Origin of the sequence: uncultured Gimesia sp., assembly GCF_937919775.1 — a bacterium.
Lineage (GTDB): Bacteria > Planctomycetota > Planctomycetia > Planctomycetales > Planctomycetaceae > Gimesia.
Map to the genome: position 1 here is coordinate 1 of NZ_CALFPF010000649.1, position 5358 is coordinate 5358.

Consider the following 5358-nt stretch of genomic DNA (forward strand, 5'->3'; position numbering starts at 1 on the left):
CCTCGACCCTGATACAGCAAAGAGAGAAATGGCTGTAGGAGACTGAAAATGAAGAAGCAAATTTCTGTTGCAGTACTGACAAATGAGACGGGGGCACATTTAAGCGCCTACTTCTTTGCTTTGAAAGAGATTGATGAAGTCAAGGATGTGTTTCTGTCTGATCCGAGTCAGCAACAGGTCGAATCAGCTCAAAACCTGCTGGGTTCCAAGTTAAACCGGGTGTATCAGAAATCAGAAACCTTGTTTCAGAATGTGAAACCTGATCTGGCTCTGGTGACAATGGAAGCCAGACAGGCACCTCAATCCATCGACCTGGCTTTAGAACAGGGATGTCATGTCTTTGCGGAAAAGCCAGCTTGTCTGAGTGTGCCCCAATTTGAGCCATTGGTTCAAAAAGCCGAAAGTAAACATTTGCATTTATCACTGGCGCTTGCGAATCGGATGAATCCGGAAATCCAGTTTGCGAAGTCATTGATCCGGGAAGGGAGCATTGGAAAGATCTACGGAGTGGAAATGACACTGCTGGCTGACCAGACCCGATTGGCGAATCCTGCTTATCACAAAAGCTGGTATGCTTACAAAGATCGAGCGGGCGGCGGATTTTTGTCCTGGCTGGGAATTCACTGGCTGGATTTGTCGATGTATCTGACAGACTGTTCGATTACCGAGGTCTCGGGTTTTACTGCGGTAGTGGGTGGACAGCCAATGAACGTCGAAGACTCAGCAGCCTTGGCCTTTCGCTACGAAGCAGGTTTTCTGGGGACCTTGACATCGGGCTATTTTATGAACCGGGGATATCAGTCCATGATCAAGATCTGGGGCAGTAAAGGCTGGCTGGAAATGCTGCCTTTTGAGGAGCGTCCCCTGGAATGGACGATCAACCACAATGGAAAGAAATATCGATTTGATCAATCTGTTGAGCCGCGCGGATACACGCCAGCCGTGCGCAAAGCGGTTCAGGCTGCAGCCGGTAACGGGGACCCTTTACTGACGAGCAGAGAGAGTTTGCGAATCATTCGAACGATTTACGCATTTTATGATGCAGCGAAATCAGGAAAATCTCAGACGATATCACAAACGTGATTGATCGTCTGATTAAATATATTCGTCGTCGTCTTTGAGATCTTTCTCGGTAATGATCCGGTGTCCCTGCTCTCTTAGAGTTCTGATGCCGAGATCGATATCGTCCACACACAAGGCAATGGCTCCTCTACCATGTCTCCGGTAAAGCAGCGGATAAGTGTAATCGATATTAACCTCTGCCTGAAGCAGCGAGAGACAGATTTTCATGTAAGGCTGAGTGTCATCGGGGAGTTCAACGCCGATCAGCTCTTTTTCGAAAATCGTGTAATTCGACAGCTCAAAAATTTCACGAGCACGTTCGTAATTGTCGAGCACAATGCGCGTCATAGCCACATCAACTGAGTCTACTGTGCTCAAGGCGATGATTCGGAGATCGAATTTTTCGAGCAGTTTCAATAATTGATGGAGATAACCGACGCGGTTTTCCATAAACACACAGAATTGACGCAGGCAGGGCCACTCTTGGCCTGGTTCCCCCGAGGGGTAGGAAGACTGATTTTCAAAATCCATCGATTCTCTCCACGAACTGAGCAAAACAGGCTTGATTTACGGCACAGAAACATCATTCGACCTGTATATGCGGTGTGATAAGAACTGCGCTAGGAAATAGCTCTCATCAAGTTCTTATCTACCTGCAATTTAAGAAAATATTCCCATAGCGTCAATAAGAGGTGTATTCTCTTGTTCCCGAGTGAGTGATTTATTGCCGATTGAGCTGAAATTGCTCTAAGAAGCCTTATCGGTATGACTTGTGATTTGAAATACAGTAGCATACAACTCGCCTGATCTAGAGGGGGGTAGTCACCGAGCCATTTCCGAGGGACCTGAGTTTTGATTCGTACATTTCTATTCGATATGGGGAATGTCCTGGCTTTTTTTTCACACGATAAAATGTGTGAACAAATGGGGCTCCTTTGTGGCCAGACCCAGACTGAAATCCGGAGTCTGCTGATTGATTCCGGGATGCAGTGGGAGTATGAACGGGGAAAACTGACTCCTGCTGAGTTCCACCAGCGGTTTGAGCAAGCAGTAGGACAATCAGTCGATTTCGAAGCGTTGCTGGTTGCCGGTTCAGATATATTTGAGCTGAATACTTCCATTCTTCCCGTATTGGATTCGTTAAAGGCTGGCGGCTACCGTCTGGTTTTATTGTCCAATACCTGTATTTCACACTTTGAATTTGTCTGGAACCAATATGATGTGTTGCAGCGATTTGATGATTATGTGACGTCTTACGCAGCGGGTGCGATTAAACCGGAGCCCGGTATTTTTGAGTGTGCCCTGAAGAAAATTCAGTGTGCTCCTGAAGAGGCGTTTTATACAGATGATATTCCCGATTACATCCGGGAAGCGAAAAAGCTCGGAATTCAGGGGGAAGTCTTTACAGATACGGAAACGCTGATGGGACAACTGGCTCGTCGTGGGATTCAGGTCTGAAGACACCGGAAGGCAAAACGTGTTCAGAGCCTGTGTTTCCGGTTTAAAACGGCTTTGCTTTACAGTTTGATCAGATTTCTTAGCTGAGGTGTCTCGGTCTGTCTCTCTACCCCTCCAGACTAAATGTCTTTGGAACATTGTTTGCGGGAATCTTTCAGGATCTGAACGGGATGGATCCAAAAGAACCTGAATTTTTCGCGTAGCATAAGAACTTACGTTCGTTTCATGAGTGGAAGGCGTTATGTCGGTCGATTCCCATCCTGGTACAGTCGAGTCTTTGACTCCGGTGGATAAACAGCATTCTTATCGAGAAACGCTTTCGCTGGGCTGGCCACATTTAATCACGTGCCTCTGGTTTGCCGTCCTGTTTTTCTATTTCGGTAATGTCCATATCTTTTATTCAGACATCTGGGGTCATGTTTCCTATGGTGACTGGATGATGGCGAATCAGTCTTTGCCAGAGTACGATCCCTTTCTTTCGCTGGCAGCGGGAGTCCCCTGCATCGATGCGGCCTGGCTGTCACAGATTATTTTTGCCAAAGTCAATGGCGTTCTGGGAGTACGGGGTTTATCGCATATTTTTGCTTTGACCGTCTTCACGACACATGTCCTGTTCTGGTTCGCCTTCTATCTCAAATCCGGCAGGGTTGGTGTGAGTACGCTTGCTTCTTTTCTGCTGGTGGTCATCGCTTCGAGTCGTATTGCCATCATCAGACCGGAAATTTTTGGGAGTTTATGTGTGGCCATCCTGCTCGTCATTATGGCCTGGTCGGAAAAGTACGACGTTTTCAAATCAGGCCTGTTGCAGACAGATGAGCTTAAAAACCCTCTGAAACAGGGACGAAAAACGCCTGTGGCGCTGTTGTTTTCGCTTTATCTCGGAATTCCCCTGGTATTTCTGGCCTGGGCCAACCTGCATGGTTCCTTTGTGGTCGGGCTGGCGATCCTTGGCCTGCAATTCCTGGGAAGAGTCATTGAAGTCGGCTGGAGAACCCGCAGTCTGGTTCAAATTTGTACCGACAAATGGGTCAGGCGCTGGTTGGTTGTCACCGAACTTTCGGTATGTGGAGCACTGCTCAATCCGTATCACATTGATTTATTTATTAACTCACTCACCTTTCCGCGAAATCCGAACTTGAAAGATGTTTTAGAGTGGGAACCATTGGAATTTCGAGATGCGGAGGGAATCTGGTTTAGTGTTGCCTGGGTGTTGATGCTGGTGCTTTATCGACATAGTCGGGAACGGGTGCGGACGGCAGATGTGTTACGAGTGGGGTTGTTGTCATTGGCCGTGATTGTCGGCGTGCGAATGATTGGCTGGTTTTCGGTTGTTTTTGTTTATGCAATGGTTCCCCATCTGGCGAATGTACTGCCAAGAATGGGACGGGAGAGTCGGGGAGTGGAAATCGATTCACCGCAAAAAATACCGTTTTGGGCTAAAAAATCACCTGTAATTACGGCATTTTGCGTATTAATCCTTTGGTTTGGATTCGCTTTTTCAAATATTACCACTCCCTTATTCGGTGGTACACCTCGCCAGTTGGACAAAGTTTACAGTGAGGGAACTCCCAGAAAGCTAACGGAATTTTTAAAGGCGCACCCTCCTGAAGGTCAGGTCTGGAATCCCCAATGGTGGGGTGACTGGCTGGTTTGGGATGGGCCTGCTGGCATGAACGTTTTTATGACGACGAATGCCGTGCATCTTGCCCCTCCCCGTGTCTGGAAGGATTACCTGGGAATTGCCAGGGCAAGTCGGGGCTGGCAGTCTGTTGCGGAAAAGTACAATGTCTCAACGTTCGTCGTACATAAGGAAAAGCAGGTCAAACTGGATGAAGAAGTTCGCAGGTTAAAAGGATTTAAGGTTGTGTATGAGGATGACCTCAGTGTGGTCGTTTCACGCGAACCAGAGCTGATTTCTGCTGCAAAAAAGACAGGATCAAAGCAGGAAGTAAAAGCGATCGAATCGGATCAATTGGAAGCAGATCAAGTCGAAGCTGATCAAGTCGAAGCTGATCAAGAGGTGCAGCCATAATGCAGACGATAACGCCGTTTAGAACAAAGTTGAGAGTGGCAGGATTTCTCAGTTTTCATATTCTCCTGGTCAGTGCTGCAATCTGTTGGGGGGCCGTCCGGTTTCATACATGGGAAGATCAGAAGCAGCTACCCAAATTGCGACTGAATCCCCTGCAGGTCGCTCCGCTCTACGATCGTCCCCAAATCGTCTCTGATGAGGATCTGGCACGTGTGCTTTATCGGTTGCGTCCTCAGTTTCGTGGAAATTCGCCTCAGATTAACTATGTGGATCATGCGTTACGTTTTTGGGGGATCGAGGCGACCTTTGATGATCCGAAGTCTCTTTCCGGGATAGAAATGCGCGATATTTTGCTTGACCATCGACGATTTGGTCAAGTATGGGGGGCAGAAACCAAACCTCTGCTCGTTCAGAACGAATTCGGAATCAGGCCGCGTGTGCAGCAAGGATTAGCCACTTCGAGCCATGAAGATCATACCTTAGCATCTCTGGCCGAGGTGGGGACTCCCGTCGACTACCCGGTTGTGACATCAAAGGGAGAAACTACGCTGGCAGCAATGATTCAGGAGACGTTGAGATCATTCAGTCTCAATCAGTTAGAATATGAGTGGTCCACTCTTGTATTTGCCCTGTATCTGCAAGATCCGCATGACTGGATGACTTCGGAAGGACAATTCGTCAATTTTGATCTCATCGCAGATCGAATTATGCGGCAGCAACCTACTAAGGGAGTTTGTTATGGAAATCATCGTTTGCATGCCTTAGTCATGTTATTACGCATAGATGATCAGGCTTACGTACTGACT

4 protein-coding genes and 1 pseudogene are annotated in these 5358 nt (G+C 47.6%); 4 read left to right on the top strand and 1 reads right to left on the bottom strand.

The genetic code is table 11. The annotated features are described in order from the left end of the window. The first annotated feature begins 48 nt into the window (after positions 1–48). A complete protein-coding gene (locus tag Q0294_RS18530) occupies positions 49–1083 on the top strand; it encodes a Gfo/Idh/MocA family oxidoreductase (protein ID WP_299468424.1) in 1035 nt (344 codons plus the stop codon). A 12-nt stretch (positions 1084–1095) separates the two neighbouring features. On the opposite strand, the gene Q0294_RS18535 is transcribed toward Q0294_RS18530, so the two are convergent. Then, positions 1096–1593 (bottom strand): acetolactate synthase, encoded by a 498-nt coding sequence (locus tag Q0294_RS18535; RefSeq protein WP_299468426.1) that lies wholly within the window; start codon positions 1591–1593, stop codon positions 1096–1098. 321 nt (positions 1594–1914) lie between these two features. Here Q0294_RS18535 and Q0294_RS18540 point away from each other — a divergent pair, with 321 nt between their 5' ends. The 3 genes and pseudogenes from Q0294_RS18540 to Q0294_RS18550 all read left to right on the top strand — a co-directional run. Then, entirely contained in the window at positions 1915–2520 is a 606-nt protein-coding gene (locus tag Q0294_RS18540; protein WP_299468428.1) for an HAD family phosphatase, read from the top strand. 241 nt (positions 2521–2761) lie between these two features. Then, on the top strand, positions 2762–4552 hold the full coding sequence (locus Q0294_RS18545) for a hypothetical protein (RefSeq protein ID WP_299468430.1): 1791 nt from the start codon (positions 2762–2764) through the stop codon (positions 4550–4552). Further along, positions 4552–5358: pseudogene (locus Q0294_RS18550) on the top strand (hypothetical protein); the annotation flags it as partial. The gene Q0294_RS18545 and the pseudogene Q0294_RS18550, both read left to right, overlap by 1 nt.